Origin of the sequence: Amycolatopsis sp. NPDC051045, from assembly GCF_040682955.1 — a bacterium.
Taxonomy (GTDB): Bacteria; Actinomycetota; Actinomycetes; order Mycobacteriales; family Pseudonocardiaceae; genus Amycolatopsis.
Window position 1 is genome coordinate 241,517 of record NZ_JBFBCC010000010.1, and the last position, 14,502, is coordinate 256,018.

Below are 14,502 nucleotides of genomic sequence, written 5' to 3' on the forward strand. Positions count from 1 at the left end.
GGTGAAAATCCGCTTGACCTCGAGTGCGGTCGAGGTGTTTCAGTGGTCGCCATGGACGTCGACGAGTATCTGGCCCGGCTGGGCGTGGGACGGCCCGCGGCGGCCGACCTCGCGACCCTGCGCCACCTGCAGGAGCGCCACCTGACGGCGGTGCCGTTCGAGAACCTGAGCATCCACCTGGGGGAACCCGTCGAACTCGACGAGGAAGCCCTGTTCGGCAAGATCGTGCGCCGACGGCGCGGCGGGTTCTGCTACGAGCTGAACGGCCTGTTCGTCGCGTTGCTGCGCGAGCTCGGGTACAACGCTTCGCTGCACGCGGCGCAGGTCTTCCGCGCCGACGGCACGCTCGGCCCGCCGCAGGACCACGCCGCGATCGTCGTCTCGCTGGACGAGCCCTGGCTGGCGGACGTCGGGTTCGGCCGGTTCGCCCGGCACCCGTTGCGCCTGTCCGGCGTGGACCCCCAGTCCGATCCCGACGGCGAGTTCCTCGTGCTGGACGCGCCCCACGGCGACTTCGACGTCCTGATGGGCGGCAAGCCGCAGTACCGCTTGGAGCGCCGTCCGCGGCCGCTGACCGACTTCGTCCCGATGGCGTGGTGGCAGACGACGTCGCCGGAGTCGAACTTCACGCGGTCGCTGACGTGCTCCCGGCTGACGTCCCAGGGCCGGGTGACGCTGGCCGGCGACCAGCTGATCGAGACGGTCGACGGCGTCCGCCACGAGGTGCGGCTGCCGAGCCCGGAAGCGGTCCGGGCGGCGTACCGCGTGTACTTCGGGATGACGTTGACGCGGCTGCCGGTACCGCCGGGTGAGAGTCCCTTGACGGAAGAGGCGGCCCAACCGGACACTGCCGGTGCCGCGAAGTGAACGAAGCCCCGGCCTGGGGTTCCCAGGGCCGGGGCTCCGTCCGTTCCCGAACTGACTGCCGCTCCCACCACGAAGCGAACGAGTATGAGGTTAGCCTAACCTCATCTCTTGCGGCAAGGGGTGCGCCGCAGAGACCCCGATCTCACTCATCCGGGTGACTCCACAGCGGTGAACCGCCGGTTTTTGTCGGTGCCCGCGGATACGGTCACGCCGTGAACACGAACCGATACTCCTCGTCAGACCTTCGAGCGCTGGAGCACCCGAAGGCCGAATCCACGTCGCATGGGCCACGACACGCCACCGCGCCGGATCAGCACCACCGCGCACACGACCGCGGCCACCGCCGACACCGCGCCGCCGATGTAAAACGGAGACCGCCCCCCGTAGGCGTGGGCCATCCAGCCGACCAGCGGGCCGCCGATCGGGTTGCCGCCGATCAGCACCAGCACGTAGAGGCCCATCACGCGGCCGCGCATCTCCGGGCTGACCGACGTCTGCACCAGCGCGTTCGCCGTGTTGAGGAAGGTCATCGTGGCGAACCCGAGCGGGATCAGCCCGAGGCCGAAGGTCAGGTACGTCGGCATGAACGCCGTGACCAGCTCGAACACGCCGAGGAAGAACGCCGAGACGAGCATCAGCCGCACCCGCGGCCTGCCCTTCGTGCCGCGGCGGGCGGACATCACCGCGCCGGTGAAGGTGCCGACGGCGACCAGCGTCGAGAGCAGGCCGTAGCCGTCGGCCGCGGTGTGGAAGACGTTCGCCGCGACGATCGGGAGCGAGCTGAAGTACGTGATGCCGAACGTGCTGACGAACAGGACCAGCACCATCACCGTCATCAGGTCCGACCGGCGGCGGACGTACCGCAGGCCCTCGGCCAGCTGGCCCTTCTCGCGCGGCACGGCCGCGACGCGGAACAGCTTGTCCGGGTTCATCAGGACGAGCCCGGTGATCACCGCGACCGTGCTGAGCGCGTTCGCGATGAACAGCCAGCCGGTGCCGATCCAGGTGATCGCGAACCCGGCGATCGCCGGGCCGACGATCCGCGCCATGTTGAAGATCGAGGAGTTCAGCGCGACGGCGTTGGTGACCTGGTCGCGGCCCACCATCTCGGCGACGAACGACTGCCGCGTCGGCACTTCGAGCGCCGACGTCACGCCGAGCGTGAAGCACAGGAGGTAGACCTGCCACAGCGTGGCGATCCCGCTCAGGTCGAGGACACCGAGGACGACTGCCTGCGAACACGCCGCGACCTGGATCCAGGTGAGCAGCCGCCGCTTGTCGACGCGGTCGGCGAGGACGCCGGCCCACAGGGAGAGGAACAACGTCGGCGTGAACTGCAGGGCCACCGCGATGCCGAGGGCGATCGGGTTGTTGCCGCTGAGGGTGAAGACCAGCCAGTCCTGGGCGATGCGCTGCATCCAGGTGCCGATGTTCGAGATGACCTGGCCGGTGAAGAACAGCCGGTAGTTGCGGACCCGCAGGGAGGCGAACATGCTGCGGCGCTGTGTTTTCGAAGAGCGCGACGTTTTCGAAGAGCGCGACTCGGACGGCGGTGAAGCGGACGGCGGTGAGGCCGTGTCCCGGGTAGCAGTGGTCTCGGTCGAACGCTTGGTTTCGCTACCCGTGGCCGTCACCGTGGTTAGTTCCCCGCCATCCTGTCGATGATTTCGGCGGCTTTGGAGAGCACTTCGCGCTCTTCGTCGCCGAGTTCCGCCAATTGCCGGTCCAGCCACGCCTCCCGGACGGAGATGGCCTTCCGAACGTAGGCCAGCCCACTCTCGGACAACTCGACGATGGCTTGCCTGCCATCGGTCGGGTGCGGGCGCCGCTCGACGAAACTCAGCTCCTCGAGCGCGGCGATCACCCTCGTCATCGAAGGTGGCTGGACGCCTTCCTTCGCGGCGAGCTGACCCGGGGTCAGCGCACCGCACTTGTGCAGGGTGGACAGCGCGGCGACCTGCGTCAACGTGAGGTCGTCCCCGACGCGCTGTGCCCGCAGCCGGCGGTTGAGCCGGACCACCGCGAGACGCAAACGGCTCGCCAAGGAGCGTTCGTGCGTGTCGCCGGACATATAGTTAGCATACCTTACGAAACATCGGCCGCACGGGTGATCTCCGTCAAACCGCAACCTTGGAACAGGCCCGCGCGTCCTCACCAGGAGCAGAACCTGGGGAGCGGGATGAACAAGAAACTGGTGGGCTCGGCCGTGGTCGGCGCGGCGGTCCTGGCGATCGTGGTAGCGCAGTTCGTCGGCGGCGGTGACGAGGCACCCGCGGCCGCCCCACCGCCGCCGCCGGCACCCAAGTTCATCCGGGAGACGTTGGAGATCTACCAGATCCAGGACGCGACCGGCCCCGGCGCGGCGATCGAGATACCGGTGCCGTCCTGGGCCGTGAGCCGCGACAAGGAGCGCGCGAGCTACCGCCAAGGCGAGCTCCTGCTGGAGACCGACCGGGTGCCGATCACGCAGGAGGATGCCCTCGGCGGGCTCCGGGCGGTGGCCGGCGGGCAGGGCGGCACCGTGGTGGAGCACGCCCCGATCGCCGACCGCGACGCCGCGGAATGGGACTACACCTACGAGCGCGACGGCGTGCCGCGGCGGGTGACCGTCGTCGGCCTCGGCGCCGGCGACGCCCTGGTGACGGTCCGGTTCGAGGCCCCGGTCGCCGAGTTCGAGCGCAACCGGGGCGTCCTCGACGAAGCCCTGAAAATCAGGGGCTGATCACCTGAACGCCGCCTGGAGCGGGCCGACCGCGAAGTAGGCGATGAACGCCAGCGCGATCACCCACATCAGCGGGTGCACCTGGCGGGCCTTGCCGGTGGCCGCGCGGATCACGACGTAGCTGACGAAGCCGGCGCCGATGCCGTTCGCGATCGAGTACGTGAACGGCATGACGACGATGGTCAGGAACGCGGGCAGCGCGATCGAGTAGTCGGTGAAGTCGATGTCGCGGACCTGCGACATGAGCATCGCGCCGACGACGACCAGCGCCGGGGCGGCCGCCTCGACCGGCACCACCTGGTACAGCGGGGTCAGGAACATGGCGGCGAGGAACAGCACGCCGGTGACGACGTTCGCCAGGCCCGTCCGCGCGCCTTCGGCGATGCCCGACGCCGACTCGACGAACACCGTGTTCGAACTGGCCGAGCCGAAGCCGCCGGCCGCGCCCGCGAGGCCCTCGACGAACAGCGCCTTGCCGACGTTGGGCAGCTGGCCGTCCTCCGGCAGCAGGTCGGCCTCCTTCGCGAGGCCGGTCATGGTGCCCATCGCGTCGAAGAAGTCGGCGAGCACCAGCGTGAACACCAGTAGGCAGACGGTGATGATCGGCAGCCGCGTCCAGGCACCGAACGAGACGTCACCGACGAGCGAGAGGTTCGGCAGGCCGAGCACCTGGTCGGGCAGCGCCGGGTAGCCGAGGTTCCAGCCCTTCGGGTTCGTGCCCTGCGACGGCCCGGCCTTGACGATCGCCTCGACGACGATGGCCAGCACCGTCGACGCCAGCACGCCGATGAGGATCGCGCCCTTGACCTTGCGCGCGACCAGGATCCCGGTGATCAGCAGGCCGACGACGAACACCGCGGTCGGCCAGGACGCGATCGAGCCGCTGATGCCGAGGCCGACCGGGACGGTGGTGTGCGCGGCGTCCGGCAGCCGGCGCACGAACCCGGCGTCGACCAGGCCGATCAGGCAGATGAACACGCCGATGCCGACGGCGATCGCGGACTTCAGCGCGGCCGGCACGGCCCGGAAGACCGCGGTGCGGAACCCGGTGAGCACGAGCGCCACGATGATCACGCCCTCGATGACCACCAGGCCCATCGCTTCGGGCCAGGTCATCTGCGGGGCGATGGTGACCGCGACCAGGCTGTTGATGCCCAGGCCGGTCGCGATGGCGAACGGGTAGTTCGCGATCAGGCCCATCAGGATGGTCAGCACGCCGGCGACGAGCGCGGTCACCGCGGCGACCTGCGGCACGGGGAGGATGCCGCCGAGGACGTCCTTGTGCGCGCCCGCGTCGTCGGCCGAGAAGCTGCCGATGATCAGCGGGTTCAGCACCACGATGTAGGCCATCGTGACGAAGGTGACCAAGCCGCCGCGCAACTCGCGCGGCACGGTCGACCCCCGCTCGGTGATCTTGAAGAACCGGTCCAGTGTGGACGTCCCGGTGCGGGTCGTCTCCTGCTCCGCCATTCGCCTGCCCATTCTGTCGCTGCTGCGGAGTACCCTTCACCCCGTGAGTGAACCGATCAAGCCACCGGAGGTTACGGGCTCGTTGCGGCACACGCCGGAACTGCCCGAGAAGCTGACCGACCTGACGCCGGTGGTGATCGTAGGCACCTCGATCTGGGCTGTCGCACTGGTGGTGCTCTTCTTCACGACATCGGGGCTGTGGGTGCAGACGGCGCTGTCCGGTTTCGCGCTCGGCTTCGTCGGCCTGGCGATCATCACGTGGCAGCGCGCGGCCGCCCGCCGTGGGTCGAAGTCGGCCCAGCGGCTGTAAGACTCCGAGGGCTCTGAGGCTTACGCCAGCAGCGTCCGCGGCGAAGGGTCGTCGAGCAACGCCGTGATGAGGTGCCGGTCGGGCCAGCGTCCGGCCGCCCAGGCGAAGGCGCGCGCCAGTCCTTCCGAGGTGTCGGCCGCGTGCAGCCGGTCATCGGACCACCACTGGACGTCGTGCTCGGCGCCCTTGATGCGCACGGTGAGCGGGTCGTGCACCAGGACGCCGCCCTCGGGCAGCCGGATGCCGAGCTGGTCCGCGACGAGCTTCAGGGCGGGGAGCCCGGCCCAGGGCGCGTACTCGCCTTCGCTGGTCACTTCGGCCGGTTCTTCGCCGGCCAGTGGCAGATCGAGCAGGTAGGACAGCCGGTCCGGATCCGCGGGCGCGGCGACGAACCGGTTCGGCTCCAAGGCTCCCGCGACCCACGGCACGTCCAGGACGAGCGCGCCGTCGGCCACCGAACCGTCGGCGGTCCGGACCCCGCCCGGATCGCCGGGCTCGAACCCGGATTCGACGACCGCGTCGTAAGCGCGGGCCGCGAGCCCCGGGGAGATCGTGCGGTCCGGGTCGGCGAGCCGGGCCAGCACGTCCTGCGCCTCGTCCACTGTGGACAAGCTCAGGTCCGTGCGCACGCCGGCGACCTTGAGCAGGTCTTCGCTCAGACCGACGTCGGGGACCTCGTCGAAGAGCCCGGCCAGCTCGGCGTCCGACAGGCGCCACTCGTTCGGTGCGGCGCCGCCGAGCACGGCGTACTGCGCGATCCACCAAGCGGCATGTCCGTGCGGCGCGCGCAGGGCGTGCCACGTCTCGGGTTGCGCGGCGAGCAGGCGCAACGCGGCGGGCCAGGCGTCGTCGGCGACGAGGTCGAGGTCCCGGATCGCGACGAGCGTCGACGGCGGCTCCGGCAGCGAGTCCCACCACGTTTCCTCGTCGGGCAGGTCGTGGTCGGGCTCGTGCGGCTCGTCGTCGACGACGAGCGCGAAGGAGTCGAGCACCCCGGCGGCCTTGAGCGTGCCGGCCGGCCAGTCTTCGGCGAAGTCCTCGTCGAGGACGTCCAGCGCGCCGTCTTCCTCGAAGACCTCTTCGTCGAAGATGTCCAGCAGCGGCGAGGCCGGGAGGACTAGTTCGTCGGCGCGACGCCAGGCGTCGGTGCCGGGCAAGGCGAGCGCACGGACCCAGCGCGGGGCGTCGTCACCGCAGTCGGCGATCAGCCGCAGCACCGCGCCGGCGAGCGTCGTACCGTCCAAACCGGACCGGACGTCCTCGACGCTGCGCTCGACGGCGTCGCGCAGCTGGTCGGCGTTGAGCAGTTCGCGGGCGTCGGCGTGCTTGGCTCCCAAGCGTTCCAGAAGCGGGTGCGACGCGGCCGGGTGCACCAGTCGCAGCCCGGGAATGTCCACATCGGACAAGAGGTCGAGGAGCTCGGCCGAGCCTTCCACCAGCAGACTGCCACGAGCACCCGGCAGCGTCCGGCCGTCCGACAGGGGAACCGGCAGGCCGTCCAGCCGTTCCCCGGCGAGCGCGTGCGACTCGACGGCGATCGCCAGTACCGCGTAGACCTCCCGCCACCAGCTCGGGTCGCGAGTGATCCCAGTGAGCGTTTCCAGCACCTCTTCGATGCTGATCACCTGCACCGCAACGGCTTTCAGCGCTTGCGCGGGAACGGAGCCCGCGAGCAGGCCGGGAACGAGGTCGGCCAGGAGCGCGGGCAGCCCGGGCACGTCGACGTCGAGCACCCGGGCCTGGCGCCCGGAGACCTCAGCGCCGTCCTGAGTGGACAGCCAAGGCTCGGAGCTGAGCACGGACAGCACTTCGTCGCGCAGTTTCGCATCCACAGTGGACTTGGGAAACCCCGGCGTGGGAACGAGCGCGAACCGGTGTTCCGGCGGCAGCAGCCGGACCAATTCGACGTACTCTTTCGCGGCCGCTTCAAGCGCTTTCGTCAGTTCGGGCCCGGGCAGCGCGCGCCGGCGCGAGGGCTCGACCGGCAGCGACGCCAGCAGCCGCGCGGGCAGCGACAGTCCGTCATCGGTCGGCGTCGGGGCGTGCAGAACGTCTTCCTCGAGCGGCCGGGGCGTGCCATCGGCGCCGACCGGGACCGCCCACACGACGTCGCCGCGGTGGGTCAACCAGCGCGTTTCCCGGTCGGGGCCCCGGATTCCGACGACGTCACCATCGGCTTCCCGTGTCCAAACGCGACCATCGACGTCGACTTCCGCCAGCCAGGGCAGGGCCAGCAGCAGATCGGCGACGTTCCCGGCGAGTTCGTCGAGAAGGGCTCGCCCGTCGACTCCGTCCCGCAGCGGCAGCCGGACTTCGGTGTCGAAGCCGGGCGGCACGTCGGCGGGAACGGGCCACGGGAGCCGCAGGACGGGAACGTCCCCGTCGATCCCCGCGGCGTGTCTGGTGCGCTCGGCGGAGAAGACGACGCCCCCGCTGACGGAGACGACGCACGGTTCATCCGAGACGGTCCGCACGGCGGCGAACCCGACACCGAAGCGCCCCACGGTCCCGCCGGTCTTACCGGAGGCTCGCAGCGAGGCGAGCGAGGCAACACCACGCGCGTCGAGCGGGGCGCCGGTGTTGGCGAACCTGAGTTCGGAGTCCACAAGGGACACCCGAACCCGCCCGGGTGTCCCCCCGGCCATGGCGGCATCGGCGGCGTTCTGCGCAAGCTCGACGAAGAGCCGATCCCGATAGGCCCCGACACGCAGATCGCGTTCGACGTTGGTGTCCTCGGTGAGCCGGGTGGGCGAGTCCTGCCAGGCGCGCAGAGTGGCTTCGCGGAGCCGAGCGGTCCCGAACGGATCGCCCGGCTCAGTGGTGGCGCCGGTCACCGTTCGGGAGTGTTGTCGACCTGGGCTTGCGCTTCGTCGGCTTCGCCGGTGTCGGGAGCCGGGGCCGCATCGGGTTCGGGAGCCTCGGACGCAGTGGTCACCACGTTGTCGGTGAGGGCAGCCTCGGGAACCTCGACTTCCTGCGGCTCGCCAGCCACATCGGCCACCTCGGCCTGGGCAGCCTCGGCGTCCTGCGGCTCGTCAGCCCCATCGGCCACCTCGGCCTGAACAGGCTCGGCCTCGGCGTCCTGCGGCTCGCCCACCAGATCGGCCACCTCCGCCGGGACGGGATCCACTTCCGCCGCGTCCGACTCCGCCGCCACCGGGACTTCGGCCGCATCGGGTTCGGTCGTCGCCTCGGTCGTTGCTCCCAGCGGCTCCGGGGTTGTCCGCAGCTCGGCCGCATCGGTCACCTCGGCCTGCGTCGGCTCCGCTTCCGCGGGCTCCGGCACCTCGGCCACGACCGGCTCGGTCACCTCATCGGTCACTTCCGGAGTCGCCGCCGATGCCTCGACCGGCTCGGTCACCTCCGAAGCCTGACCCTCACCCGGCTCGGCAACCTCGTCGGCCCCTGCCGAAGACTCCGCCGCAACCGGCTCAGCCGCTACCGGCTCGGCGACCGCCGCAGCCGGATCGGCCACCTCTGAAGCCTCCGAGTCCACCGGCGCGACAGCCTCCACCGCTTCACCCGGCTCAGCGACCTCACCGGTCACCTCCGGCTCGGCAACCGCGTCAGCCGACTCCACCGCAGCCGACTCCGGCTCCGGCTCCGGCTCCGGCTCCGGCTCCGAGATCTCCGCCACAACCTCCGGCTCCACCTCCGCCGGCGACACGTCGGACTCCGCGATGCCCGTCTCCGGCTCGGCCGCCGCCGTCTCCACCGGTGCCGGTGCCGGTGTGAAGTCAAGCAGGGAATCGTCGTACACCAGCTCGGCCACCGGGACCGAGGACGTCACCTCGACCTCGACCTCCGAGTGCGCTCCGCACCCGTACTCCACGTCGACCACGTGGCCGTCCGCCGGGGCGATGTCGTTGCTGCACACTCCGAACACCCCGCGCAGCGAACCCGCCAGCGGCACGAAGAACCCGCACGTCCCGCACACGTCCGGCGCACTGCGCGCCATGTCCGAGCGGGGCCCGAACTCTCCGGCGTGCCAGCGCGCCGCCGCCTCGGTGCGGCCGAAGCGGGACAGCACGTGGATGCGGCCCAGGCCCGCCTCGTGGGCGACCTCCTCCACCGCCGGGTCGTCCGACTGGAGGTACGCCGGCGCCAGGCGCGGGTCGTTCTCGTCCGTCGGGAAGATGTCGCCCACCCCGAGGTCGCCCGCGCGGACGCGGCGCTCCCACGGCACCCAAGCCGGTGCGACCAACGCCGAGGGGCCCGGCACCAGCACGACCTCACTGACCGTCACCGGCTCGTCGTCGCCCGCCAGGGCCATCGTCACCGACCAGCGCCAGCCGCCGTAGCCCGGTACCTGGGCCTCGAACAGGTGACTCGCCGTGACCGCGTCCTCGCGGGTGACCCCCACATGAGCGCCGAGCTGCTCCTCGGGTGCCTCCTCCAGCACCGCAGCTCGCGCGAACTCCACCGCATCGGCGAGTTTGCGCTGCACGGAACCGTCGTCCAGGGTCAGCAGCAGAGTCATGCGGCCAATTGTGCCGCACGCACCCGCGGCGCCCGTGCCAGGCTGTTCAACGTGCGTACGCCGATCGTCACCTCGCTGCTGCTGGCCGCCGCGCTCGGCGGCTGCGCCGGTGCCCCCGAGCAGGAACCGAGCCCGGAACAGCTCACCGTCCAGGTGCTCTCGACCCTGCCGCACGATCCCGCGGCGTTCACCGAGGGCCTCGAGTTCGCCGGTGACACGCTCTACGAGAGCACCGGGCTCGCCGGGCGCTCGACGCTCACCGCCGGCCCGGCGGGCGGCGGGCCCCGGACCACGATCACGCTGCCGTCGCCGCTGTTCGGCGAGGGCGTCACCGTCCTCGGACCGAAGCTGTGGCAGCTCACCTGGCAGGACGGGTTCGCCATCGAACGCGACGCGAACACCCTCGCCGAGCTGCGGCGCGTCCCGTTCCAGGGCGAAGGCTGGGGCCTGTGCCACCAGGCCGACCGGCGGCTGGTGATGAGCAACGGCTCCGCGCGGCTCACCTTCCGGGACCCGGAGACCTTCGCCGTCACCGGCGGGGTCGACGTCGGCCGCGACCAGCTCAACGAACTCGAGTGCGTCGGCGGCGACGTGTACGCAAACGTTTGGCACACCGACACCGTCCTGCGGATCGATGCCGCCTCCGGCCGCGTGACCGGGACGATCGACGCACGTCAGCTGCGTGGTCAAGTGAACGCGACGGGCACCGAGGACGTGCTCAACGGTATCGCCGCCGTCCCGGGAACCGACGAGTTCCTCCTCACCGGTAAGCAGTGGCCGGTCACGTTCCGGGTGAGGTTTGTCCCGGCTCCGGCGTGAAAGCACGGATGAGCAGGCGGAACCGGCCCCCGGTAAGGCAGGATTGACACGTGGCACTCTTCGGCTCCCGCTCCGGCTCAGACGGCACCCGGTCCGGTCAGCCGCGCGGCCGGAAGTCCAAACGGCGCTGGACGCCGGAACCGGGCGCCGCGCAGGCCCGGCCCTGGCGGGAGGCGGCCACGCCGACCCGCGCCCAGCACCCGAGCCCGCCGCCGCCACCCACCCGCGTCGAACGGCCCGTCCCGCCGCCACCACGGCCCGCACCGCCGCGTGCGGGGTTCCACGACGACCGCGTCCCGAACGCCGGCGAAGCGCCGACCACCGCCGCGCCGACGGGCCACCGGCCGCCGCCCCCGCGCGGGGCCCGGCCGTACGACCCCCACCGCACCGAGCCGGTGCGTCGCGAGCCGCCCGGTTTCTACCAGGGCGAACGCCACCCCGGCAGCGGCGAGTACGAGCACTACGACACCGGCGGCTACGCGGGCGAACCACGGCCGCCCGAGCCGGAGCCACCGCAGCAGCCCCCTCCGCACACGCCGGGCGGCACGCCGAAGCTGCCGAAGAAGATCACCGTCACCCGGGTGGCGGCGATGCGCAGCCGTCAGCTGACCGGCCAAGCCGTCGACGCCTTCCAGCGCGCGACGAAGGCCGACGGCGCCGAAAAGTCCGGTCTCACCTCGCTGACCTACGCCGTGATGCTGAACTACGCCAGCGACGCGGCGATGGCGATCGCGCTGGCCAACACCCTGTTCTTCGCCGCGACCAGCGGCGAGAGCAAGGGCAAGGTGGCGCTCTACCTGCTCATCACGATCGCGCCGTTCGCGCTGGTCGCGCCGGTGATCGGACCGGCGCTCGACAAGGTGCAGCGCGGCAGGCGGCTGGCGATGTGCGCGTCGTCGATCGGCCAGGGGCTGATGGCCGTCGTGATGGCCCTGCACTTCGACGACTGGCTGCTCTACCCGGCCGCGCTCGGGATGATGGTGCTGTCGAAGTCGTTCACCGTGCTCAAGGCGGCGGTGACCCCGCGGGTGCTGCCGTCGGAGATCACGCTCTCCAAGACGAACGCCCGGCTCACGATCTTCGGCCTGGTCGCCGCGGGCGTGTTCGGCGCGCTGGCCAGCGGCCTCAACGCGATCTCCGGGTCGGCGGGCGCCCTGTGGTTCACGGCGCTGATCTGCGTCGCCGCGGCGGTGCAGTCGATGCGGATCCCGGCCTGGGTGGAGGCGACCGAGGGCGAGGTGCCGACTTCGCTTTCGGCGCACCCGAAGGAGAAGAAACCCCGTCAGCCGATGGGCCGCCACATCGTCGTCGCGCTGTGGGGCAACGGCTCGGTGCGCGTGCTCACCGGCTTCCTGATGATGTTCGCCGCCTTCGCGGTCAAAGCCCAGACCGAAGGCAGCGGGCAGACGCCGTTCACGCAGTTGCTGCTGCTCGGCGTGATCGGCGCCGCGGCGGGGGCCGGCGGGTTCCTCGGCAACGCGCTGGGCTCGCGCCTGCAGTTCGGCAGCCCCGATCAGGTGATCGTCGGATGCGTGGCGGGCTGCGTGCTTGCCGCGCTGGTCGCGACGGTCCTGCCCGGGCTGGCCACGGCCGCGATCGTCGGCCTGATCGGCGCCACCGCCAGCGCGCTGGCGAAGATCAGTCTCGACGCCGTCATCCAGGAGGACCTGCCCGAGGAGTCGCGCGCGTCGGCGTTCGGCCGCTCGGAAACCGTGCTGCAGCTGGCCTGGTGCTGCGGCGGGGCGGTCGGCCTGCTGCTGCCGCCGACGTACTGGATCGGCTTCCTGGTGGTCTCGATCCTGCTGGCCGTCGGCCTCACGCAGACGTACCTGGTGCGCCGCGGCGGCTCGCTCGTGCCGGGCCTCGGCGGCGACCGGCCCCTGCGGCCCGAGCCGACCGGCAGCTTCCCGGCCCAGGGCCTGCCCAGCGACCCGAGGGCCCGCCGGTAGGCTCCGGCGCATGCGACGTTCCCGGGTGGTGGCCCTGCTTGCGGCCGGTGGGTTCGCGGTGGCCGGCTGCTCGGCACCGGGCCCGGCCGAGGTCACCTTCTACGCCGACGGCCACACCATCAACACCACGCCGGTGCTCACGTGCGACTACTCCCAGCAGCTCGCGCAGCCGTGCAGCACGAAGGGCTCGACGCAGACGCTGAAGGTCCGGCCGGGCAAGCCGGTGCAGATCTCGGTGCCCGGTGAGGTCGCGGACGCGCCGTGGCAGATCGTCTACGAGTACGTGACCCCGCAAGGCGAGTACAAGCAGAGCGACCCGATCCCGTTCACGTCGCTGGACCGCTACGCCTACACCGTCACCCCGCCGACGCCCGCCGACCGCATTTCGGCGGTCGACGTGCAGCGGTACACGGCCGTGCTGAACTCGAACACCGGCGAATCGGGCCTCCTGCCCAGCGACGTGTGGGGCCTGCGGCTGGAGGCTTAGGGGTCGATGTCCCGGGCGACCGCGCGCATGATCTCGCCGATCTGCTTGGTGTGCTTGCGGTCCGGGTAGCGGTTGCGCCGCAGGTCCGGCTGCACCTTCAGCTCGAGCAGCTTGATCATGTCCTCGATCAGGCCGTGCAATTCCTCGGCCGGCCGGCGGCGCGCCTCGACGACGGACGGCGGCGGGTCGAGCAACCGGACGGAAAGCGCTTGCGGGCCGCGGCGGCCGTCGGCGACGCCGAACTCGAGCCGCTGTCCGGCCTTGAGCCCCTCGACGCCCTGCGGCAGCGCGGCCTTGCGAATGTAGACGTCGGCGCCACCGTCCTGCGTGACGAACCCGAAGCCCTTCTCCGCGTCGTACCACTTGACCTTGCCGGTCGGCACTTCCCTCACCAGTCCTTCTGCTGTCCGCTCACGACGAACGCGCCCGGGGCGTACCCAGGGCGCGCTGCGTAAAGGGTATCCCGCCACCGGCCCTGGGGAGAAGGCGATACCGGCGGATATCCTCTTGCGTCATGAAGACCACGACGAAGGAGGCCGCCGTGGCCACTCCCGGCAAACCGTTCCTGATGCGCGTCGGCATCGGGTTGTTCGGCCTCGGCATGATCGCTGTGCTGGCGGTGTTCATCATGTTCGCCGCCGGCCTGGAGAACCTGCCGGTCTGGCTGTCCCTCGCCGCCGGGGTCATCACGCCGCTGGGGTTGCTGCTGGGCTTGATCGCGCTGGTCAAGGAAGCGCGCGCCAAGAAATAGGGCTACGGCACCGCGCTCCCCGCGAACGTCCGCTCGAACCACTCCGGGAACTCCGTCAGCGAGTCGAACACCACCTCGGCGCCTTCACTGAGCAGGAGCGTGCGATCACACGGTCCGGTCGTGACGCCGACCGGGATCGCGCCGGCCGCGAGCGCACCCCGCACGTCGCCGGCGTGATCTCCGACATACACGCGCGCATCGTGCGCCAGCAGCGCCTCGGCCTTCTGCGTCGACCACAGCTCGCCGATCACTTCGTCGACGTCGAGCCCGAGCGCGTCCACGTGCAGCTGCGCGTTGGGCCCGTACTTCCCGGTGACGACCAGCGTGCGCCCGCCCGCGGCCCGCACCGCGCGGAGCGACTCGACCGCGCCCGGCAGCGCGATCGCGCTGGGCACGACCACCTCGGGATACATCGCGCGGAACCGGTCGACCAGGCCGGGGATGCGTTCCTCGGGCGCCTCGAAGCCGCGCAGGATGTCGTCGAGCGGCGGTCCGAGGTTCGCCGCGAACGCCTCGCCGTCCAACGGCAGGCCGGATTCGGCGCCGAGCGCGTTCATCGCCGCGGCCATGCCCGGCCGCGCGTCGATCAGTGTCATGTCCAGGTCGAAGCCCACGGTGATGCCCACCCCCGCACCGTAGCCGCCACC

The 14,502-nt window shown here is 71.2% G+C and carries 14 protein-coding genes; 7 read left to right on the top strand and 7 right to left on the bottom strand.

Annotated elements, in window-relative coordinates; genetic code table 11:
* The first annotated feature begins 51 nt into the window (after window positions 1-51).
* Window positions 52-867, top strand: coding sequence for an arylamine N-acetyltransferase (locus AB0M80_RS24830; protein WP_364569199.1), 816 nt, complete (start codon window positions 52-54; stop codon window positions 865-867).
* Between the two features lie 236 nt (window positions 868-1,103).
* Here AB0M80_RS24830 and AB0M80_RS24835 read toward each other — a convergent pair whose 3' ends face one another.
* Together AB0M80_RS24835 and AB0M80_RS24840 are read right to left on the bottom strand one after the other, a co-directional pair.
* A complete protein-coding gene (locus AB0M80_RS24835; protein ID WP_364569201.1) occupies window positions 1,104-2,360 on the bottom strand; it encodes an MFS transporter in 1,257 nt (418 codons plus the stop codon).
* A gap of 146 nt (window positions 2,361-2,506) precedes the next feature.
* Window positions 2,507-2,938 carry a MarR family transcriptional regulator gene (locus tag AB0M80_RS24840; RefSeq protein WP_364569204.1) on the bottom strand — a complete coding sequence of 144 codons (432 nt, stop codon included), beginning with the start codon at window positions 2,936-2,938 and terminating at the stop codon, window positions 2,507-2,509.
* A gap of 108 nt (window positions 2,939-3,046) precedes the next feature.
* On the opposite strand from AB0M80_RS24840, the gene AB0M80_RS24845 reads away from it, so the two are divergent.
* Window positions 3,047-3,589: a hypothetical protein gene (locus AB0M80_RS24845; protein ID WP_364569207.1), complete on the top strand. Its 543-nt coding sequence runs from the start codon at window positions 3,047-3,049 to the stop codon at window positions 3,587-3,589.
* On the opposite strand, the gene AB0M80_RS24850 is transcribed toward AB0M80_RS24845, so the two are convergent.
* Complete coding sequence (locus tag AB0M80_RS24850) at window positions 3,590-5,059, bottom strand: NCS2 family permease (RefSeq protein ID WP_364569443.1); 1,470 nt, start codon at window positions 5,057-5,059, stop codon at window positions 3,590-3,592. It lies immediately after the preceding gene.
* 82 nt (window positions 5,060-5,141) lie between these two features.
* Between AB0M80_RS24850 and AB0M80_RS24855 the strand changes: the two genes are divergently transcribed.
* Entirely contained in the window at window positions 5,142-5,369 is a 228-nt protein-coding gene (locus AB0M80_RS24855; protein WP_364569445.1) for a DUF2530 domain-containing protein, read from the top strand.
* A 20-nt stretch (window positions 5,370-5,389) separates the two neighbouring features.
* On the opposite strand, the gene AB0M80_RS24860 is transcribed toward AB0M80_RS24855, so the two are convergent.
* Together AB0M80_RS24860 and AB0M80_RS24865 are read right to left on the bottom strand one after the other, a co-directional pair.
* Complete coding sequence (locus AB0M80_RS24860) at window positions 5,390-8,203, bottom strand: molecular chaperone Hsp90 (protein WP_364569210.1); 2,814 nt, start codon at window positions 8,201-8,203, stop codon at window positions 5,390-5,392.
* Window positions 8,200-9,849, bottom strand: a complete 1,650-nt coding sequence (locus AB0M80_RS24865; RefSeq protein WP_364569213.1) for a DUF3027 domain-containing protein — start codon at window positions 9,847-9,849, stop codon at window positions 8,200-8,202. The genes AB0M80_RS24860 and AB0M80_RS24865 overlap by 4 nt, the downstream gene beginning before the upstream one ends.
* A gap of 51 nt (window positions 9,850-9,900) precedes the next feature.
* Between AB0M80_RS24865 and AB0M80_RS24870 the strand changes: the two genes are divergently transcribed.
* The 3 genes from AB0M80_RS24870 to AB0M80_RS24880 are packed head-to-tail and all read left to right on the top strand — an operon-like array spanning window position 9,901 to window position 13,104.
* On the top strand, window positions 9,901-10,668 hold the full coding sequence (locus AB0M80_RS24870) for a glutaminyl-peptide cyclotransferase (protein WP_364569216.1): 768 nt from the start codon (window positions 9,901-9,903) through the stop codon (window positions 10,666-10,668).
* 50 nt (window positions 10,669-10,718) lie between these two features.
* A complete protein-coding gene (locus AB0M80_RS24875) occupies window positions 10,719-12,617 on the top strand; it encodes an MFS transporter (protein ID WP_364569219.1) in 1,899 nt (632 codons plus the stop codon).
* Between the two features lie 10 nt (window positions 12,618-12,627).
* Complete coding sequence (locus AB0M80_RS24880) at window positions 12,628-13,104, top strand: DUF2771 family protein (RefSeq protein ID WP_364569222.1); 477 nt, start codon at window positions 12,628-12,630, stop codon at window positions 13,102-13,104.
* Here AB0M80_RS24880 and AB0M80_RS24885 read toward each other — a convergent pair.
* Complete coding sequence (locus AB0M80_RS24885; protein WP_364569448.1) at window positions 13,101-13,487, bottom strand: cold-shock protein; 387 nt, start codon at window positions 13,485-13,487, stop codon at window positions 13,101-13,103. The two genes, AB0M80_RS24880 and AB0M80_RS24885, sit on opposite strands and share 4 nt — an antisense overlap.
* A 131-nt stretch (window positions 13,488-13,618) precedes the next feature.
* Here AB0M80_RS24885 and AB0M80_RS24890 point away from each other — a divergent pair, with 131 nt between their 5' ends.
* Window positions 13,619-13,855: a hypothetical protein gene (locus tag AB0M80_RS24890; RefSeq protein ID WP_364569225.1), complete on the top strand. Its 237-nt coding sequence runs from the start codon at window positions 13,619-13,621 to the stop codon at window positions 13,853-13,855.
* A gap of 2 nt (window positions 13,856-13,857) precedes the next feature.
* Here AB0M80_RS24890 and AB0M80_RS24895 read toward each other — a convergent pair whose 3' ends face one another.
* The gene (locus AB0M80_RS24895; RefSeq protein WP_364569228.1) at window positions 13,858-14,481 is read right to left on the bottom strand and encodes an HAD family hydrolase; all 624 of its coding nucleotides are present in this window, start codon (window positions 14,479-14,481) and stop codon (window positions 13,858-13,860) included.
* Between the last annotated feature and the right edge of the window lie 21 nt (window positions 14,482-14,502).

Excerpts from the sequence above, each read along its gene's own strand:
- AB0M80_RS24830 (WP_364569199.1), top strand. The coding sequence starts at position 52 with ATGGACGTCGACGAGTATCTGGCCCGGCTGGGCGTGGGACGGCCCGCG.
- AB0M80_RS24835 (WP_364569201.1), bottom strand. The coding sequence starts at position 2,360 with ATGTTCGCCTCCCTGCGGGTCCGCAACTACCGGCTGTTCTTCACCGGC.
- AB0M80_RS24840 (WP_364569204.1), bottom strand. The coding sequence starts at position 2,938 with ATGTCCGGCGACACGCACGAACGCTCCTTGGCGAGCCGTTTGCGTCTC.
- AB0M80_RS24845 (WP_364569207.1), top strand. The coding sequence starts at position 3,047 with ATGAACAAGAAACTGGTGGGCTCGGCCGTGGTCGGCGCGGCGGTCCTG.
- AB0M80_RS24850 (WP_364569443.1), bottom strand. The coding sequence starts at position 5,059 with ATGGCGGAGCAGGAGACGACCCGCACCGGGACGTCCACACTGGACCGG.
- AB0M80_RS24865 (WP_364569213.1), bottom strand. The coding sequence starts at position 9,849 with ATGACTCTGCTGCTGACCCTGGACGACGGTTCCGTGCAGCGCAAACTC.
- AB0M80_RS24880 (WP_364569222.1), top strand. The coding sequence starts at position 12,628 with ATGCGACGTTCCCGGGTGGTGGCCCTGCTTGCGGCCGGTGGGTTCGCG.
- AB0M80_RS24890 (WP_364569225.1), top strand. The coding sequence starts at position 13,619 with ATGAAGACCACGACGAAGGAGGCCGCCGTGGCCACTCCCGGCAAACCG.